Annotated in this window: 15 protein-coding genes; 12 read left to right on the forward strand and 3 right to left on the reverse strand. The window is 27.7% G+C overall.

Going from position 1 to position 17,902, the window contains the following annotated elements:
• The first annotated feature begins 20 nt into the window (after positions 1–20).
• Genes R3X25_RS12210 through R3X25_RS12225 form a run of 4 tightly spaced genes read left to right on the forward strand, consistent with a single transcriptional unit; the run spans position 21 to position 3,200 of the window.
• Positions 21–1,475: a TonB-dependent receptor gene (locus R3X25_RS12210; RefSeq protein WP_317675201.1), complete on the forward strand. Its 1,455-nt coding sequence runs from the start codon at positions 21–23 to the stop codon at positions 1,473–1,475.
• A 59-nt stretch (positions 1,476–1,534) separates the two neighbouring features.
• Complete coding sequence (locus R3X25_RS12215; RefSeq protein ID WP_317675202.1) at positions 1,535–2,077, forward strand: sigma-70 family RNA polymerase sigma factor; 543 nt, start codon at positions 1,535–1,537, stop codon at positions 2,075–2,077.
• 32 nt (positions 2,078–2,109) lie between these two features.
• On the forward strand, positions 2,110–2,739 hold the full coding sequence (locus R3X25_RS12220) for a hypothetical protein (RefSeq protein ID WP_317675203.1): 630 nt from the start codon (positions 2,110–2,112) through the stop codon (positions 2,737–2,739).
• An 8-nt stretch (positions 2,740–2,747) separates the two neighbouring features.
• Positions 2,748–3,200, forward strand: a complete 453-nt coding sequence (locus tag R3X25_RS12225; protein ID WP_317675204.1) for a sensor of ECF-type sigma factor — start codon at positions 2,748–2,750, stop codon at positions 3,198–3,200.
• A 35-nt stretch (positions 3,201–3,235) separates the two neighbouring features.
• On the opposite strand, the gene R3X25_RS12230 is transcribed toward R3X25_RS12225, so the two are convergent.
• The gene (locus tag R3X25_RS12230) at positions 3,236–4,861 is read right to left on the reverse strand and encodes an ABC-F family ATP-binding cassette domain-containing protein (RefSeq protein WP_317675205.1); all 1,626 of its coding nucleotides are present in this window, start codon (positions 4,859–4,861) and stop codon (positions 3,236–3,238) included.
• Between the two features lie 169 nt (positions 4,862–5,030).
• On the opposite strand from R3X25_RS12230, the gene R3X25_RS12235 reads away from it, so the two are divergent.
• From R3X25_RS12235 to lipA, 7 genes are all read left to right on the forward strand, one after another.
• On the forward strand, positions 5,031–6,413 hold the full coding sequence (locus R3X25_RS12235; protein ID WP_317675206.1) for a hypothetical protein: 1,383 nt from the start codon (positions 5,031–5,033) through the stop codon (positions 6,411–6,413).
• 98 nt (positions 6,414–6,511) lie between these two features.
• Positions 6,512–8,302 carry a DEAD/DEAH box helicase gene (locus R3X25_RS12240; protein ID WP_317675207.1) on the forward strand — a complete coding sequence of 597 codons (1,791 nt, stop codon included), beginning with the start codon at positions 6,512–6,514 and terminating at the stop codon, positions 8,300–8,302.
• 192 nt (positions 8,303–8,494) lie between these two features.
• Positions 8,495–10,603 carry an elongation factor G gene (locus R3X25_RS12245; RefSeq protein ID WP_317675208.1) on the forward strand — a complete coding sequence of 703 codons (2,109 nt, stop codon included), beginning with the start codon at positions 8,495–8,497 and terminating at the stop codon, positions 10,601–10,603.
• A 328-nt stretch (positions 10,604–10,931) separates the two neighbouring features.
• Complete coding sequence (locus tag R3X25_RS12250) at positions 10,932–11,117, forward strand: membrane or secreted protein (RefSeq protein WP_317675209.1); 186 nt, start codon at positions 10,932–10,934, stop codon at positions 11,115–11,117.
• A gap of 2 nt (positions 11,118–11,119) precedes the next feature.
• Positions 11,120–12,229 (forward strand): glycosyltransferase, encoded by a 1,110-nt coding sequence (locus tag R3X25_RS12255; protein WP_317675210.1) that lies wholly within the window; start codon positions 11,120–11,122, stop codon positions 12,227–12,229.
• Positions 12,223–12,792 (forward strand): RNA polymerase sigma factor, encoded by a 570-nt coding sequence (locus R3X25_RS12260; RefSeq protein WP_411556580.1) that lies wholly within the window; start codon positions 12,223–12,225, stop codon positions 12,790–12,792. Before R3X25_RS12255 ends, R3X25_RS12260 begins: the two co-directional genes overlap by 7 nt.
• 148 nt (positions 12,793–12,940) lie before the next feature.
• Entirely contained in the window at positions 12,941–13,798 is an 858-nt protein-coding gene (gene lipA, locus R3X25_RS12265; RefSeq protein ID WP_317675405.1) for a lipoyl synthase, read from the forward strand.
• 162 nt (positions 13,799–13,960) lie between these two features.
• Here the strand turns inward: lipA and R3X25_RS12270 are convergent, their stop codons facing one another.
• Positions 13,961–14,695 carry a hypothetical protein gene (locus tag R3X25_RS12270; RefSeq protein WP_317675211.1) on the reverse strand — a complete coding sequence of 245 codons (735 nt, stop codon included), beginning with the start codon at positions 14,693–14,695 and terminating at the stop codon, positions 13,961–13,963.
• Positions 14,696–14,710: 15 nt separating this feature from the next.
• On the reverse strand, positions 14,711–15,376 hold the full coding sequence (locus R3X25_RS12275; protein WP_317675212.1) for a uracil-DNA glycosylase: 666 nt from the start codon (positions 15,374–15,376) through the stop codon (positions 14,711–14,713).
• Between the two features lie 254 nt (positions 15,377–15,630).
• Here R3X25_RS12275 and R3X25_RS12280 point away from each other — a divergent pair, with 254 nt between their 5' ends.
• A complete protein-coding gene (locus R3X25_RS12280) occupies positions 15,631–17,841 on the forward strand; it encodes an endonuclease MutS2 (RefSeq protein WP_317675213.1) in 2,211 nt (736 codons plus the stop codon).
• Positions 17,842–17,902 lie beyond the last annotated feature (61 nt).

Raw genomic sequence — 17,902 nt, forward strand, 5'->3', positions numbered from 1 at the left:
CCAACTTTAAAATAAATTGTATGACGCTTAAATTAAAAGGAGATATTGAAATAAATGATATTCCTAGTAGTAAAGCTAAAGCTTTAAAACTAAACCTAAACAAATACATTTATGGAACTTTTGCTGAAATTGGAGCCGGACAAGAAACTGTTCGTCACTTTTTTAGAGCTGGTGGTGCTTCTGGTACTATTGCTAAAGCAATGAGCGCATACGATAAAGATTTTTCTGATGCTATTTATGGAATTGAAGATGATGGACGCTATGTTACACAGGTTAGATTAAAAAAAATGATAACTCATGAAATTGAGTTAATGGAAGATAGATTGAATAGAAAAAAACATCCAGGAAAAATGTTTTTTTCTTATGCTAACACCGTAACTACTATAGATTTTGCAAAAGTATTTAAAGGTCATGGTTGGGTTGGAATTAAATTTCAATTAGATCCTTTAGAAAAATACAACGAAATTATTTTACACGTTCGGTTTAAAGAAACAGACGCAAAACTTCAACAAGAAACTTTAGGTACACTTGGAGTAAATCTAATATATGGCGCGTTTTACATGTATGATAAACCTAAAGAATTACTGAAATCGCTTTACGATAATTTACACAGAGTTCAAATCGAACTTGATATGATAAACTTTTCTGGTCCTCGTTTCTCGTATGTAGATAATAGATTAATGAGTTTGCTTTTAGTAAAAAATGGCTTTACTAACGCAGTAATGTTTGGTCCTGACGGAAATAATTTATTACCTGCGCAACAATTATACAAAGCCAATATTCTAGCTTTACGTGGTAGTTTTAGACCTGTTACAAAAGTAAACATGGATATATACATGCAAGCTCAAAAATTATTTTTAAGCGAAAACAAGGTAAACGAAAAAAGAACTAAAATTATTTTTGAAATTACACTTTCAAACCTAGCTTCTTCTGGAGAAATTGACGAAAGAGATTTTTTAGACAGAGCCGAACTACTTTGCTCACTAGGGCAAAATGTAATGATTACTAGCTATCAAGAGTATTACAAACTAGTCGATTACTTTTCAGAATTTACCAAAGCTAGAATTGGATTAGCAATGGGTGTTGCTAGTTTTATTCAAATTTTTGACGAAAAATACTATCGTAATTTAAGTGGTGGTATTTTAGAAGCCTTTGGTAAATTATTTTTTAAAGATTTAAAAGTTTATTTGTATCCATTTAAAAATCAAAAAACCAACGAACTTGTTACTAGTGAAAATTTACGAGTACATCCACGAATGAAAGAATTATACAAATTCTTCAAATACAATGGTAAAGTTGTTGATATTGTAGATTACAATCCTGAAATTTTAGAAGTTTTTTCGAAAAAAGTATTAGATATGATTACTAATGGTGAAGAAGGTTGGGAAGAAATGTTGCCTAGTGGAATTGCAGAAACAATTAAAGATCATAGATTATTTGGTTATTCGCGAAGAAAATTTATTAATAAAAAATAATTTTTACTATTGTAATTAAACTTTTTACCATTAATGAAGTCTAACTCAAAATTACATTTGTGATTGACGAAAAATTATTAGTAGCTCAACTTAAAAACCCTTCAACTCAAGAAGCAGCTTTTAGAAGTTTAATGTCGCATTATAAAGAGCGATTGTATTGGCATATCCGAAAAATTGCTTTAAACCATGATGATACTGATGATATACTTCAAAATACCTTCATAAAAATATTTAAAAACATAAATTCTTTTAATGAAGATAGTAAGTTATTTACCTGGATTTATAGAATTGCTACAAACGAAGCAATAACATTTATAAATAAAAGAGCCAAAAACACACATGTAGATATTAGTGAATTACAGTACAAAATGGCTGAACAATTACAAGAAGATAATTTATATAGTGGAAATGAAATTCAAATAATTCTTCAAAAAGCAATTGCAACTTTACCTCAAAAACAACAATTAGTGTTTAATATGAAGTATTTTGATGAAATGAAATACAATGAAATGTCTGAAATATTAGAAACATCAGTAGGAGCTTTAAAGGCATCTTACTTTCATGCAGTTAAAAAAATTGAAGATTTTATTAAAAAGCATTAAACTTTTTTAGTTTTATAAAGTCTTATAATTAAATGGAAAACAAAGAATTACATAAAATAGCACCAACTTTAAGTAAATTAAAGGAAAAAGGAACTGGATTTACAGTTCCTGAAAACTATTTTAATACTACTGAAGAACATATAATTAGAGAATTTAAGCTTAAAAAAATAACAAAAAACAATTTAACTTCAGAATTTAAAACTCCAAAAAATTACTTTGAATCTTTAGAAAATAATGTACTATCAAATCTTCATTTAGAAAAATTACAACCAAAAAACAAACTAGAAGTTCCAGATAATTACTTTGACTCAATTGAAGATAATGTTTTTGAAAAATTGAAAATTCAACAAAAACAACCTAAAGTAATTTCGTTAAAACAACGTTTAACTAAAATTTTGGTTCCTGTTGCTATTGCTGCATCATTATTATTAATTTTCACCTTAACAACTAATTCAAACAATAATTCGTTTGAAGCTATTGCTACTACAGAAATTGAAAACTGGATTGATAATGGACAAGTAGATATTGACGCATATCAATTAGCTTCTATTTACAACGATATTGAAATTGATGACAATTTTATTGCTGAAACTATTTCTGAAGATGATTTAATGGAATACCTAAACGATGAAAATATTGAACAACTTATACTAGCTAATTAAAATACATAATGAAAAAAATAATACTTATTCTACTTATACTTGGATTAACCACAAGTATGTCTGCTCAAAAAATGGGTAGACAACGTATACAAGCTTTAAAAACAAGTTATATAACTACATCTATTAATTTAACTACTACCGAAGCTGAAAAATTTTGGCCAGTTTATAATCTGTACACTGAAAAAATTCAAGATTTAAAATCTAAAATAGAATCTGAATCCTTTCGGAAAGCTCAAGAAACAAATAGTATTAATTCTATAACGGATGAAAAAGCAGAAGAAATTTTAGCGAATAGAATTAAATATGAAGAAGAAATTTTAAGAAATAAAGTTATTCTTATTAAAGAATTAAAAAAAATAATTTCAGCTAAAAAAATTCTTAAACTTCAAAAATCTGAACGAGACTTTAATAGACGTTTGTTACAAGAATACGGCAAACGAAGAGGTATAAATAGACAATAAAAAAGGGAGCATTTAGCTCCCTTTTTTTTTATAATTTAAGAATACATTTTATCACGTAATTCTTTTACTTTATCGTTATCTAAATATTCATCAAATGTTGAATATCTATCAATTACACCTTTTGGCGTTATTTCTATAATTCTATTTGCAACTGTTTGTGCAAACTCATGATCATGAGTTGTAAACAAAACAGTTCCTTTAAAATTACTTAATGAGTTATTAAATGCTTGAATAGATTCTAAATCTAAATGGTTTGTAGGTTCATCTAACATTAAAACATTCGCTCTCTTCATCATCATTCTAGACATCATACATCTCACTTTTTCTCCTCCAGAAAGCACATTACATTTTTTCAAAGCTTCTTCTCCACTAAAAATCATTTTACCCAAGAAACCTCTTAAATAAACCTCTTCACGCTCCTCTTCAGTTTGTGCATATTGACGTAACCAGTCAACCAAATTTAACGATGAATCTTTAAAAAATTCTGAATTATCTAAAGGCAAATACGATTGTGTAGTTGTAACTCCCCATTGAAATTTTCCAGAATCTGGTTTTATATGTCCGTTTAAAATTTCATAAAAAGCAGTAACAGCACGTGAGTTTTTAGAAATTAAAGCAACTTTATCTCCTTTATTTAAATTAAAATGCACATCACTAAAAAATACTTCTTCCTCTGTAGCTAGAGATAAATGTTCAACATTTAATATTTGATCACCTGCTTCACGTTCACGATCAAAAATAATTGCTGGATATCTTCTACTTGAAGGTCTAATATCGTCAACATTTAATTTCTCAATCATTTTTTTTCTACTTGTTGCTTGTTTAGATTTTGCAACGTTTGCAGAAAAACGACGAATAAATTCTTCTAACTCTTTCTTTTTATCTTCTGCTTTTTTGTTTTGTTGAGCACGTTGTTTAGCTGCTAACTGACTACTTTCGTACCAAAATGAATAGTTACCAGAATAATGATTTATTTTTCCAAAATCAATATCTGAAATATGCGTACATACCGCATCTAAAAAGTGACGGTCATGCGAAACAACAATAACTGTGTTTTCATAATGTGCTAAAAAGTTTTCTAACCAACCAATTGTTTCAAAATCCAAATCATTGGTAGGCTCATCCATTATTAATACATCTGGATTTCCAAACAAAGCTTGTGCTAATAACACACGTACTTTAGATTTACCATCCAATTCGCTCATTAATGTATAATGCATATCTTCCTTAATACCTAAATTAGATAACAAGGTTGCAGCAGAACTTTCGGCATTCCAACCATCCATTTCTTCAAACTCTACTCCTAGTTCACCAGCTTTAATACCATCTTCTTCACTAAAATCTTCTTTTGCATAAATGGCATCCATTTCATTTTTTAAATCGTATAATTTTTTATTACCCATTAAAACGGTATCTAAAACAGCAAAATCATCAAAAGCATTGTGGTTTTGCGATAAAACACTCATACGTTTACCTGGCTCTAAATTTACTTGACCCGATGTTGGATCAATTTCACCCGATATTATTTTTAAAAATGTAGATTTACCAGAACCATTTGCTCCTATAATCCCATAACAATTACCAAGAATAAATTTGGTATTAACTTCATCAAACAAAACTCTTTTGCCAAATTGAACTGATAAATTTGATACTGAAAGCATTTTAAACTATTTTTTTAAATTCGCTGCAAAAGTAATCATTTAGAGTTAGTATAAAAATTCTAATTAAAAGTTAATTTTTTTTGCATTAAGATTTCTAAAAATACATTTAACAACTCCTTAACAAGCTATCAATTAAGCAGTAAGTACATTTGTAGTAATTGATTTTACAATGAAATATTTTTTAATCTTACTTATAGCATCATTTTCAGTTAGTTGTAGTTCTACTTCTGAAAATTCAAAAACTATTTATTTTGGTGGTCATATTGTTAATCCAAAATCTAATAGTATTTTATTGCTTAAAAACAATGTAGTTATAGATACAATTAGATTAGATAATAAAAATAACTTCATTAAAAAATATATAAATTTAAAAGAAGGTTTATATACTTTTAAACACGGAGTTGAGTTTCAATATATTTATTTTGAACCTTCAGATAGTATTCTGGTTAGACTTAATACATGGGATTTTGATGAATCTCTAGTTTTTAATGGAAAAGGAAGTAGCAAAAATGAGTTTCTAATAAATCTTTTTTTACAAAATGAAAAGGAAGAAAATGAAATCTACAAGTATTATAATTTAAATGAAAAAGCTTTTGAACTTAAAATAGATTCACTTGCTAACGAGCGTGTTCAAATTTTTAATAATTTTAAACTTACTCAACCTCATTTAACAGACGAATTTAAAAAACTAACAACTACAGCTATACATTTTCCTTTATATAGATTAAAAGAAATTTACCCGCTGTATCATAAAAAAGCTGTAAAATCAAATGAGTTTCCAAAATTATCTGCAAATTTTTATAATTACAGAAAAGATATAAACTTAAACGAAAAAAAACTGGTTGCTTTTTATCCTTATCAAAACTACATTATAAGTCATTTTTATAATTTAAATTATCAACTACAAGAACAGGATTCTACCAAAAATAATAGTACTGAAAACCTATTAAATATAATTTCAGAAAATATAAAAATTGAAGACTTTAAAAATACACTATTAAAAAAAACAATAGTAAACGATTTTTTAAAAAGTGAATCTTCATGCAGTATCAACCGCAAAGCTTTAGAAGTTTTTAGAGAAAATTGTACCGATAAAGAAATTCTTTCTCAAGTAGAAAAATTAGTAAACGATAGTCAAAAAGTTGAACCCAAAAAACCTTTAAACAACTTTACTGTAACTAATTATAAAAATAATGAAATACCTATAAATAAAATAATTAAGGGTAAAAAAGCAATTATATATTTTTGGTCTACAGAATATATGTCTTCAGAATATTTAGTTAAAAGAATTAAATATCTAGAAAAACAGTATCCATCCGATTTATTTATAGGAGTTAATATACAACCAGAGTCCATTGATATTTTAAACGAACCCAATTTAAAACTGTTAGACACATCAAAACAGTTTAAATTAACAGCCAACAGTGGAGCTTATCAATTTTTAACTAGTAAATACCCAAGAACTATAGTAGTTAATAAAGATGGTATTGTAGAAAACGGTTTTGCTTATTTAGATTCTCGCAAGTTTGATAAAGCCCTAAAATTAAAATAAAAACCTTTTTATAACTATTGACTCAAATATAAGTGTACCTTTGCACGTTTTTTAACCGGTTTATAGATGGGCATCTGTAAATCAATAATTTATACAGAATGACGACATTTAAAGACCTAGGGCTTAATGAAAATATCATTAAAGCTCTTACAGATTTGGGATATGAAAATCCTACAGAAATTCAAGAAAAAGCAATACCACAAGTAATTGCTTCCAAAAAAGATTTAAAAGCTTTTGCACAAACAGGTACTGGTAAAACAGCTGCTTTTAGTTTGCCAATTTTAGAACAAATTGATACTAATAGTAAAAATACACAAGCAATTATTTTATCACCTACTAGAGAACTAGCACTACAAATTGCAAAAAACATTGAAGAATTTGCTAAACATATTAAAGGGTTTAGAGTTTCCGCAGTATATGGAGGTGCAAGTATTGAAGATCAAATACGAAAATTAAAAAAAGGAGTACATATTGTAGTTGGTACTCCAGGAAGAACTGTTGATTTAATTAACAGAAAACAATTAAACCTTAAAAACGTTGAATGGTTAGTTTTAGATGAAGCCGATGAAATGTTAAATATGGGTTTTAAAGATGAGTTAGATAAAATTTTAGCCGTTACTCCAGAAGAAAAGCAAACCTTATTATTCTCTGCAACTTTTCCTAGAGAAGTTGAAAGTATTGCAAAAAACTATATGCATAAACCTGTTGAAATTACTTCAGGTGAAAAAAATAAAGGTTCTGATCAAGTTTCGCATCAATTCTATGTAGTTTCTGAAAGAAATAGATACAATGCTTTAAAAAGAATCGCAGATGTAAATCCAGATATTTATAGTATAATTTTTTGTAGAACTCGAAGAGAAACACAAGAAATTGCTGATAAATTAATTAAAGATGGTTACAATGCAGACTCATTACACGGAGATTTATCCCAAGCACAACGTGATAGTGTTATGGAAAAATTTCGTAAAAAACATTTACAATTATTAGTAGCTACAGATGTTGCCGCTCGTGGTTTAGATGTAACAGATTTAACACACGTAATAAACCATAAATTACCAGATCAAATTGAATCTTATACACATAGAAGTGGTAGAACAGGACGTGCAGGTAAAGAAGGTATTTCAATTGCTATTGTAACAGGTAGAGAAAAAAACAAACTACACCCAATTGAAAGAATTATTGGTAAAAAGTTTGTGAAAACTCCTATTCCAACAGGAAAAGAAATTTGTCAAAATCAATTATTAAAGTTAATTGATAAAGTTCACGATATTGAAGTAAACGAAGCTGAAATTAAAGATTTTTTACCAGCTATCTACAAAAAATTAGAAGACTTAACTAGAGAAGAATTAATTCAAAGATTTGTATCTATCGAATTTAACACCTTTTTAAGCTATTACGAAAATGCTCCAGATTTAAATGATAGTGAGCATATGCAAAGCGGCAGAGAAACTAGAGGAAGAAGAAATGATGAAAATATGAGTCGCTTTTTTATAAATATTGGTAAAAAAGACAAATTAAACCCTGCAAGATTAATTGGTTTAATTAACGATCAAGACATTGCTAAAAATATTGAAATTGGTCAAATTGAAATTTTAGATACTTTTTCATTCTTTGAATTAGATAAAAATTACCAAGAAGAAACTCTTAAAGCCTTTGAGAGTAATGATAACTCTTTTGAAGGTAGAAGTGTAAATGTAGAAATTACAGAGAAAAAACGTTCTGGCCGCGGTGGAAGAAGTGGAAATCGCCGTAGAAGAGATAACGGAAGTAACAATAGAAACGAAAACTCTAGAAGTGGCGGAGGAAAAAGAAGAAGTAAAGATAGAAAAGAAAACTCTTCAACACCTAGTGGATTTGGAAGAAAAAGATCAACTAGACGAAAAGGTTAAAACCCTATAATAAACAAATAAAAGGCTACATATTTACGTAAATATGTAGCCTTTTTTATTTTTAAACATTCCCTAATCTCAAACGTTTTCAGCCTATAAAAAAACACTTTAAAAAAACCCTAACATTAGTCATATTTTTATAAATAAAAGTTTGTAACTTTAAAGAACTTTTCACTTAAAAATTTTTGATTTATGAAAATATACGACGATAAACACATTAAAAACGTAGCTATTGTAGGGGCCAATAAGTGTGGTAAAACTACTTTAGCTGAAACAATGCTCTTTGAAGCTGGATTAGTCACACGACGTGGTACCGTAGAGAATAAAAATACCGTCTCTGATTATCACGAAATCGAACATGAAAGAGAAACTTCCATTTTCGCCACACCACTTCATACCGAATGGCGTAATTACAAAATAAATATTTTAGACACACCTGGATTAGATGATTTTATTGGAGAAATTGCTTCAACAATGCGAGTTGCCGATTCAGTTTGTATGGTAATTAATGGCCAACAAGGTACAGAAGTTGGAACCGAAATTATATGGAACTACGTAGATCGTTTTTCAAAACCAACTGTTTTTGCAGTAAACCAAATTGATAGTCCAAACTGTGACTTTGATGAAAGTTTTAAAAGTATTGTAGACCTTATTGGAAATAATGCTGTTAAAATTCAATATCCTTTAATAGTTGATGGAGCACAATGTATTATTGATGTTCTAAAAATGAAAATGTACAAATTTGGTACTGAAGGTGGAAAACCTGAAAAATGTGAAATTCCAGACGACCAAAAAGATTTAGCTAACCAATTACAAAATGAGTTAGTTGAAAAAGCTGCTGAAAATGATGAAGACTTAATGGAACTTTATTTTGATAAAGGAACTTTAAATGAAGATGAAATGCGAGAAGGAATTAAAAAAGGAATGTTAAATCACGAATTATTCCCTGTTTTCTGTTTATCTGCCTTAAATGATATGGGAAGTGGACGTTTAATGGGATTTATTGATAACGTTGCTCCTTCTGCTGCAGATTTAAAACCTGAACAAACAGTTGAAGGCGAAAGTTTAGAATGTAAACCAGATGGACCAACAGCTTTATTTATATTTAAAACTTTATTTGAACCTAATTTAGGTCAAATTAGCTTTTTTAAAGTTAAATCTGGTGAAATTAAACAAAACGACAGATTAGAAAATTCTAGAAACGAAGAAATAGAAACTCTAAATCAATTATACATAATGGACGGTAAAAACCGTCAACCTGTAGATAAACTTTCAGCAGGAGATATTGGAGCTACTTTAAAATTAAAGGATACAGAAACTAATGATACCTTAAGAACTAAAGACTCTAACATAACCATTAAACCAATAAAATTTCCAGAACCTAGAATTAGTAAATGTGTAAGTGCTGAAGATAAAAACGACGAAGAAAAATTAAATGAAGCGCTTAAAAAAATTCATATTCAAGATCCAACTGTAATCATTAAGTATTCAACTGAATTAAAACAACAAATACTTTCATGTCAAGGCGAATTACATTTAGCAACTATAGATTGGACACTTAAAAATATTTATGGAATTAAAACCAAATTTGAACAACCAAAAATAGCTTACAGAGAAACAATTCAACGTTCTGCTACAACAAGCTATAAACACAAAAAACAATCTGGTGGATCTGGTCAATTTGGTGAAGTTCATTTAAAAATTGAACCGTGGTATGAAGGAATGCCTGAACCTGAAGGATTTAATATTAGAGGAAAAGAAGAAGTTGAACTAGATTGGGGAGGAAAATTAGTATTCTACAACTGTATAGTTGGTGGTGTAATTGATACTCGATATTTACCGTCAGTTTTAAAAGGATGTTTAGAAGTAATGGAAGAAGGCCCTTTAACAGGTTCTTACGCTAGAGATATTAGAGTTATGGTATTTGATGGAAAAATGCACTCTGTAGATTCTAATGATATTTCGTTTAAAATTGCAGCAGCTCATGCCTTTAAAGATGCTTTTTTACAAGCAAAACCAAAATTACTAGAACCTGTACAAGAATTAACTGTAAAAGTTCCTGAAGAATTAATGGGTAATGTAATGACCGATTTACAATCACGTAGATCTATTATTTTAGGTATGGATAGTGATGGAAAATATCAATCTATTAAAGCAAAAACTCCTTTAGCAGAAATGTATAAATATTCAACTACACTGCGTTCTATAACACAAGGTAGAGGAAGTTTTAGCACTAAATTTTCAAATTTTGAACTAGTACCAAATAATGTTCAAGATGAATTAATAAAATCGAATAGTTAACTTATATATAAAATAAAAGCAAAAAAGGCTCGTTTTCACGAGCCTTTTTTTTGTTAGTAGTAATAGTTGATACTTAAATATTTAATTCAATCAATTATTTCAAAGTTTTAGTACTATTTTAACATAATTTTACTTTAATAAATACCAACCATTTCAAATATAGTAATCATTACGCTTATAATCAATATTTTAAGCAACTTTTTATATGCACACATAGTATATTTGTATTTATTTAACAACATATTTAAATATAATGTAGTTTAAGAAAATATATTATATAATATATCAAAAAGAGAATTATTAATTATATTTGCACAAATTTTATACAATGAAACTTCTATTTTTAACATTGGCACTTTTAGGTGTTGGAGTTGCAGGAATTGCCATAAAAATTTGGGCAAAAAAAGATGGGAAATTTGCAGGAACTTGTGCTAGTCAAAATCCTCATTTAAACAAAACTGGTGAACCTTGTGGTTATTGCGGTAAAACTGCAGACCAATGTGAAAACCGTTAATAATGCTTGAATACATATTTATTGCTTTTGTAATAATTTTCTGTATTCAAAGTATCTACTATCTACTTTTTTTTGGAAAATTTGCTTTCAGTAAAGTTTTTTCATTAAAAAATAAAGAAAGTACACCTATTTCTATAATTATTTGTGCAAAAAATGAAGAGGAAAATCTTCAAAAAAAACTACCTCTTTTTGCTTTACAAAAATATTCTGAATTTGAATTAGTTCTTATAAATGACGCTTCTACAGATACTACGTTAGAAGTAATGGAAGAATTTAAGAAAACATCAAAAATCCCCGTAAAAATTGTAAATATAATTCCTAATGAACAATTTTGGGGAAGTAAAAAGTATGCCTTAACTCTAGGTATTAAAGCAGCTTCTTATAAGCATTTGTTATTTACCGATGCTGACTGCAAACCAATTTCTAATAACTGGATTCATAAAATGGCTCAACATTTTTCATCTGAAAAAGAATTAATTCTTGGCTATGGAAAATACAAAAACATTAAAAACTCTCTTGTTAATAAATTAATTAGGTTTGAAACTTTATTTACAGCTATTCAATATTTTGGTTATGCAAAATTAGGATTTCCATATATGGGCGTAGGAAGAAATATAGCCTATACAAAATCATTATTTTTTAACAATAATGGCTTTGTAAATCACATGAAAATAAAATCTGGAGACGATGATTTATTTGTAAATGAGGTTGCAACAGTAAAAAACACAACCATCTGTTTTTCAAAAGATAGTTTCACTATTTCTGAACCAAAAAAAACATTCAAACAGTGGATTCAACAAAAAAGAAGACATATTTCAACTGCCAACTATTATAAAAAATCTCACAAATATTTGTTAGGGTTATTTTATCTATCACAAATATTATTTTATATACTAGCTACGCTTCTACTTTTATTTCTATATAATTGGAAAATTGTACTATTATTAATACTAATCCGTTTTAGTTTTCAATATATAATTATTGGTTTGTCATCAAAAAAATTAGACGAAAAAGGGTTAACTATTTTTGCTCCTTTTTATGAAATACTTTTAATTTTAATTCAATTGTTTATCTTTATAAAAAATCTCACTGAAAAACCCACACATTGGTAAATAAAAACATCGATATTCAAGAACTTATTGAAAAAGCTAGAAATAAAGATCAAAAAGCCTTTAACGCTTTATTAAATAATTATTGGAGTGACGTATTTAGATTTCAACTTTCTAAAAGCGATGATGAAGATGAAGCTGAAGATATTACCATTAAAACATTTTCTAAAGCTTTTGATAAATTACATTTATACAATGAAAAGTATAATTTTAAAACCTGGTTAATTTCAATTTCAAAAAACATTTTTTTAGATCATATTAGAAAACAACGTACCAAAGTTATTTCTATTAATAAAAAAGAATCTGAAGCTTATAAAATTTTTGATGAAACTCCATCTGCTGAAGATCAATTAATTATTGAACAAAATTTAGCTCAATTATTAAACTTTATTAAACAATTAAAACCACATTATCAAGAAATAATTAACCTGCGTTATTTTAGAGAAATGAGTTACAAAGAAATGGCTGACACTTTAAATGAACCCATGAGTAATATTAAAGTTAAATTACTTCGAGCAAAAAAATTACTTGCTGAAATTATAAACAAGTCATCTTCTAATTTGTAATAACTGTTTATTTTTTATTAATCAACAATTATTTACATTAAAATAAACACCCTAAACACAACAATTATTTAGCTTTATAAAGGTTTTAGCATTTGATATGGTTTGAGTTTCTAAAAACTTTGTATTTTTGCGTTCTATTTTTAGATATATGTCAGAAGATACTACTATTAAAAAACCAAAATGGCTTCGAGTGAAGCTTCCTGTTGGGAAAAAATATACCGAATTAAGAGGTTTAGTTGATAAATACAAATTAAACACCATTTGTACTAGCGGTAGTTGTCCTAATATGGGAGAATGTTGGACTGAAGGTACAGCTACTTTTATGATTTTAGGAAATATTTGCACGCGTTCTTGTGGATTTTGCGGTGTTAAAACCGGAAGACCAGAAAGTGTAGATTGGGAAGAACCTGAAAAAGTAGCGCGTTCTATTAAATTAATGAAAATTAAACATGCTGTAATTACTTCAGTAGATAGAGACGATATTAAAGATGGTGGTTCTATTATTTGGGTTGAAACTATTAACGCAATTAGAAGAGCAAATCCTGAAACTACTTTAGAAACTTTAATTCCAGATTTTCAAGGAAACAAAACAAATATTGACAGAATTTTAGCCGTTGCTCCAGAAGTTATTTCTCATAATTTAGAAACTGTTAGAAGACTAACTCGAGAAGTTAGAATTCAAGCTAAATACGATCGCAGTTTAGAGGTTTTAAAATACATGAAAGACCAAGGTCAACGTAGAACAAAGTCTGGAATAATGCTTGGTTTAGGCGAAACTGAACAAGAAGTTATTGAAACATTGCAAGATTTAGCAAATGCTAAAGTTGATATTGTTACTATTGGACAATATTTACAACCAAGTAAAAAACATTTACCTGTACAAGCGTTTATTACTCCAGAGCAATTTAAAAAATACGAAGAGATAGGTTTAAAAATGGGCTTTAGACATGTAGAAAGTAGCGCTTTGGTTCGTTCGTCATATAAAGCACAGAAACATTTAAAATAGTTAATAAATATTTAACACTAATTAACTTCAAATTAACATCTTACACATAATTTTAGGATAACAATGGAGTTATATATGAAACGAGTTTTAAACTTTGTTTTTCATAATATAATTTTGAGTTTGATTAATAAAAAAATGCACTTTTGGTTGAGGTGCATTTTTTTATTTTAATATTTTTCCATCTTCTAACAGAATATCATACACATAATTGTAACCAAAATCCTTATCCAAAACTATTTTCCCTTTAAAAACTAACGTATCTCCTACTTCTGCCATCTCTTCAGATGTAATAGTTAAACTGCTTTTATCTCCTAATTTTGTTCCATCAACAATATGAATCCAATTTCTATCTAAAATTTTCTTGTTTACTTTAACTACAATACCTTTAATTTCAACATTAGTATTTGCAAAACTATTTTTATTTTTAAAAATATCTGAAAGTTTTAATTCTCCTGAAGCTTTTTCAATTTTAGAACCTGCAACTGTTAAATCACTTTTTCCACTATTTTGATGAGCTTTTGCACTTGATTTTGCTACAACACCACTATTTGATTCACTAATACGCTCAACAAATTTTATTTTATCAAATGTTTTTTTCAACGTTTTACTTTCAAAATTTTCCATAAACATTCCACCACTATAATAATATGTTTTTCCAATTTCTACTTTAGTTGGAGGAATTGCCATCCAATACTCTTCAATACCTTCTGTAACTTTTAAATAGGTATATCCTCCAGCATCCAAAAATTCATTAACAACAAATTTTTTAACTGAACTTTTTTCAACTGAAACTTGCTGACTATTAACTTCATTTATTTTTTTATAACTATTATTTTGTTTACAACTAACAACAAAAAGTAAGCTAACTATTATTACTAAAATTGATTTATAACTCATTCTCTTTTTTTTAAATTACCAATTAATTAACTCTACTTTTTTTGATTTTAAATAACTATTTACTTTACTAAAATGCTTATTACCAAACCAATAACCTCTATTTGCACTTAAAGGAGAAGGATGACCTGACTCTAAAATATGATGCTTATTTTTATCAATTTTAGCTCCTTTCTTTTTAGCGTAACCTCCCCAAAGTAAAAACACAACATTTTCGTTTTTTTCTGAAATAATTTGAATCACAGCATCAGTAAACTTTTCCCAACCTTTTTTTTGATGTGAACCAGCATTGTGAGCTCTCACAGTTAAAGTTGCATTTAACATTAAAACTCCTTGCTTTGCCCAACGTTCTAAATTTCCACTTTTTGGATATGGAATACCTAGATCAGTTTTAATTTCTTTAAAAATATTTATTAATGAAGGTGGATGTGAAATACCTTCGTTGACTGAAAAACACAATCCATGTGCTTGACCATCTCCATGGTATGGATCTTGACCAATTATTACAACCTTTACATCATCAAAATTACATAAATTAAAGGCTTCAAAAATTTGATTTCCTTTAGGAAAACATTTTTCATTCGCATATTCGTCTTTTACAAACTCAATTAATTCTTTAAAATATGTTTTTTTAAATTCAGGTTCTAAATAAGGTTTCCAACTTTCTGCAATGTTTACATTCATGATTATTATTAAATGATTTTAAGAATTGAAAGTTCAAATACAATTCAAAAAATTTATTTATCTATTTTTTTCTATTATTCCTGTTAAAACGTAAATCTACACATTTTCTAATGTTTATATACGTATTAAAAAATAGATAACTACTTATCTGGTATTACAAATTAGCTTAATTTTTTATTGCCTATACTGTTTAATCTATTATATCAATTATCAATTCTATATATTTGCAAAACTATTCAAAAGTAGCATATTTTATGAGTACTATTTCAGAAAAAACACTAATAGATTTAGAATTTAACACCATTTTAAAAACGGTGAGTGAATTTTGTATTTCTGATTTAGGAAAAATTGCTGTTGCAGAAATAAAACCTTTTCATAAAAAAGAAACATTACAGTCTGAACTACAACAAGTAAACGAATATTTATCATCATTTTATAATGATAATAGAATACCCAATCATTATTTTGACGACATTCAAAAAGAAATTCATTTATTAAATATAGAAAACAGTTATTTAGAACCTGCAAGTTTTTTAAAAATTCAAAATACAGTAAATACCATTTTTGAATTAAAAGTATTTTTGAAAAAATTTAAAACGCTCTACCCTACTATTTTTGAAGTTTCAGAAACTGTTGAATACAAAAAAGAAATTGCTGATAGTATAAAAGCTATAATTACTTCTTTTGGTGAAGTTGATGAAAATGCTTCAGCCCTATTAAAACAAATTAGAAGAGCAATTAACGATGTACGATCAAAAATTGGTGCAAGTTTTACCAGAGCTTTAAGCAAGTATAATTCTTCGGGTTATTTAGACGACATTCGCGAATCTGTTGTGGACAATCAGCGTGTTTTAGCTGTTTTAGCTATGCATCGAAGAAAAGTGAAAGGAAGTTTATTAGGAAGTTCTAAAAGTGGAAATATTGTTTTTATAGCTCCTGAAGCAACGTTACAACACAGCCGTGAACTTCAAAATTTATTGTACGATGAGCACGAAGAAATTATAAGAATTTTAAAAGAATTAACTAACGTTATACGTGAGTATATTCCTGAATTAAATAATTATCAAGCTTATTTAACTAATTTAGATGTTATTGGAGCAAAAGCTAAATATGCTGAACGAATTAATGCATGTTTACCAAAAATAACCAATACAAAACGTATTTTTTTACGTGATGCTTACCATCCAATTTTATGGTTAAAAAATAATGAGCAAAAAATTGAAACTATTCCACAAACTTTAGAACTAAATAATAATCAGCAAATTATTGTAATTTCTGGTCCAAATGCTGGTGGAAAAAGTATTACATTAAAAACCATTGGTTTATTGCAAGTAATGCTACAAAGTGGTTTATTAATTCCTGTTCACGAACGTTCTTCAACTTATTTTTTCGATAAAATATTAACTGATATTGGAGATAATCAATCTATTGAAAATCAATTGAGTACATATAGTTACCGATTAAAAAACATGCGTACATTTTTACGAAAATGTAATGCAGACACTTTATTTTTAATTGATGAATTTGGTACAGGTTCAGATCCTGAATTAGGTGGTGCTTTAGCTGAAATATTTCTTGAAGAATTTTATACTAAAAAAGCTTTTGGAATTATTACCACACACTACGCTAATTTAAAAGTTTTAGCCGATGAGTTGGAGCACGTTTCCAATGCTAATATGCAGTTTGATGAAAAAAGTTTACAACCGTTATTTAAATTATTTATTGGGCAAGCAGGAAGTTCATTTACATTTGAAGTTGCACAAAAAAATGGGATTCCTTTTAGCTTAATTAATAGAGCAAAAAAGAGAGTAGAATCAGAAAAAATTAGATTAGATAGAACTATTTCTAGACTTCAAAAAGAGCGCAATAAACTTCAAAAAACTTCTGAAACACTAGAAAAAGAAAAAAATAAGGCAATTGAACAAACAGATAGTTTATCAGACACTCAAGATAAAATTCAACAAAAATTAGAAAACTTTCAAGAGTTATACGATAGTAACCAGAAAATGTTAGTTTATGGAAGAAAAATAAACGAACTAATTAATAAATACTTTCAAACAAATAATAAAAAAGAGCTAAACGTTGAATTTAATAAATGGATTGTAATTGAAAAAACTAAACATTTAAAAAAGAACCCTCCAAAACCAAAAACTAAAGCTCAAAAAAAAGTAGTAAAGGTTGAAAAGAAAAAAGTAGAACAAAAACTTCAAAACACTGAAAAAGAAGTATTACAAGAAGTAAAAAAAGTACGAGAAATTAAAAAAGTTGAAGCTATCAAAATTGCAAAACAAAAAGCTGATTATGTTTTTAAATTAAATGATAGAGTTCGTATAATTGGAAGCAATTCAATTGGTACTATTGAAAAAATTGAAAAGAAAAATGTAATTCTAAATTATGGTGTTTTTACTACAAAAACTAAATTAGATAAATTAGAGTTTGTAGAAGCTGCAAAAAAAAATAAATAGTATAAAATGTTAAGTGATAATAAATCGCTTAATTCAATCCTTTTTATTAAATTTAGCGTGG

Source organism: Lutibacter sp. TH_r2, assembly GCF_033101135.1.
GTDB lineage: Bacteria > Bacteroidota > Bacteroidia > Flavobacteriales > Flavobacteriaceae > Lutibacter.

Bases quoted from the DNA above. Each gene is read 5' to 3' on its own strand.
- R3X25_RS12210 (WP_317675201.1), top strand. From the start codon at position 21: ATGACGCTTAAATTAAAAGGAGATATTGAAATAAATGATATTCCTAGT.
- R3X25_RS12220 (WP_317675203.1), top strand. From the start codon at position 2,110: ATGGAAAACAAAGAATTACATAAAATAGCACCAACTTTAAGTAAATTA.
- R3X25_RS12225 (WP_317675204.1), top strand. From the start codon at position 2,748: ATGAAAAAAATAATACTTATTCTACTTATACTTGGATTAACCACAAGT.
- R3X25_RS12230 (WP_317675205.1), bottom strand. From the start codon at position 4,861: ATGCTTTCAGTATCAAATTTATCAGTTCAATTTGGCAAAAGAGTTTTG.
- R3X25_RS12235 (WP_317675206.1), top strand. From the start codon at position 5,031: ATGAAATATTTTTTAATCTTACTTATAGCATCATTTTCAGTTAGTTGT.
- R3X25_RS12240 (WP_317675207.1), top strand. From the start codon at position 6,512: ATGACGACATTTAAAGACCTAGGGCTTAATGAAAATATCATTAAAGCT.
- R3X25_RS12245 (WP_317675208.1), top strand. From the start codon at position 8,495: ATGAAAATATACGACGATAAACACATTAAAAACGTAGCTATTGTAGGG.
- R3X25_RS12250 (WP_317675209.1), top strand. From the start codon at position 10,932: ATGAAACTTCTATTTTTAACATTGGCACTTTTAGGTGTTGGAGTTGCA.
- R3X25_RS12255 (WP_317675210.1), top strand. From the start codon at position 11,120: ATGCTTGAATACATATTTATTGCTTTTGTAATAATTTTCTGTATTCAA.
- lipA (WP_317675405.1), top strand. From the start codon at position 12,941: ATGTCAGAAGATACTACTATTAAAAAACCAAAATGGCTTCGAGTGAAG.
- R3X25_RS12270 (WP_317675211.1), bottom strand. From the start codon at position 14,695: ATGAGTTATAAATCAATTTTAGTAATAATAGTTAGCTTACTTTTTGTT.
- R3X25_RS12275 (WP_317675212.1), bottom strand. From the start codon at position 15,376: ATGAATGTAAACATTGCAGAAAGTTGGAAACCTTATTTAGAACCTGAA.
- R3X25_RS12280 (WP_317675213.1), top strand. From the start codon at position 15,631: ATGAGTACTATTTCAGAAAAAACACTAATAGATTTAGAATTTAACACC.